2 protein-coding genes are annotated in these 1,111 nt (G+C 39.2%); both read left to right on the forward strand.

Translation table 11 applies throughout. The features are described from left to right. Positions 1-878 (forward strand): tyrosine-type recombinase/integrase (locus tag DBR11_RS21580; protein ID WP_108554690.1); only part of this gene is annotated, 878 nt, incomplete at its 5' end. A 14-nt stretch (positions 879-892) separates the two neighbouring features. After that, the coding region (locus DBR11_RS21585; RefSeq protein ID WP_146186619.1) for an HPF/RaiA family ribosome-associated protein at positions 893-1,111 on the forward strand (219 nt) is incomplete at its 3' end.

Raw genomic sequence — 1,111 nt, forward strand, 5'->3', positions numbered from 1 at the left:
TAGAAACATTTCTATCTTATTTACAGCACGAGAAACGTTATTCGCTTCACACCATTGAGTCCTACAAAGTAGACCTGACCCAGTTTAATACTTATCTCCTGGAAACATTTGAGATGGAGATGCTGGAGGTGCAACCTATACAAGTGAGAAATTATATAGTGCACCTGATGGAGCAGGGGATAAGTGCGAGCTCCGTGGGCAGAAAGATGTCTGCGTTGAGAAGTTTTTATAAATATTATCAAAGGCAAGGTGCGATCGTTTCTAATCCTGTTACCCATGTAAAAGCACCTAAGGTTGTGAAACATTTGCCGGTGTTTATTGATGACCAAAAGCTGGATGTCCTGCTGGATTCCGGCGAATTTTTTGACGACACCTTTCCTTCTATTCGGGATAAAATGATCATTGAAGTTTTATTTGGCACCGGTATGCGTCTGGCAGAACTGCTGAACCTTAAAGATCAGGATATAGATTTTTATGGAGAAACAGTAAAGGTATTGGGTAAAGGAGGGAAACAAAGGATCATCCCGATGGCCCGTCCACTGGTGCAGCAGCTGAAAGATTACATCAGTTTAAAAAGCTTACAAAATTTCGACAACAAAACCGCATCCTTGTTCGTTACTAATAAAGGAGCCAGCGCGCACCGGAATTTTATTTATAAAACAGTAAAGAGTTATTTGACATTTATTTCCACGCAGGATAAAAAGAGTCCACACGTTTTAAGGCATTCTTATGCAACAAGTCTGTTGAATAGAGGGGCAGACCTCAATGCGATAAAAGAGTTGCTTGGGCACGCTAGCCTTGCTGCTACCCAAGTGTATACACATAATTCAATTGAAAGATTAAAAACTATATATAAACAAGCCCATCCAAAGGCATAAAAAAGGAGGACAACATGAAAATCAGAGTTCAATCAATCCATTTCAATGCAGATAAAAAGTTGTTAGACTTTATACAAAGAAAGGTAGATAAGCTGGATCAGTTTTTTGACCAGATCATAAGTGGAGAAGTTTATTTGAAACTGGAGAATGTAGACGATGAGGCGAATAAAATTAGCGAGATCAAACTGATTGTTCCTGGCGGAACATTGTTTGCTAAAGAGCAGTGTAAAACA

This window comes from Pedobacter sp. HMWF019, assembly GCF_003061025.1.
GTDB lineage: Bacteria > Bacteroidota > Bacteroidia > Sphingobacteriales > Sphingobacteriaceae > Pedobacter.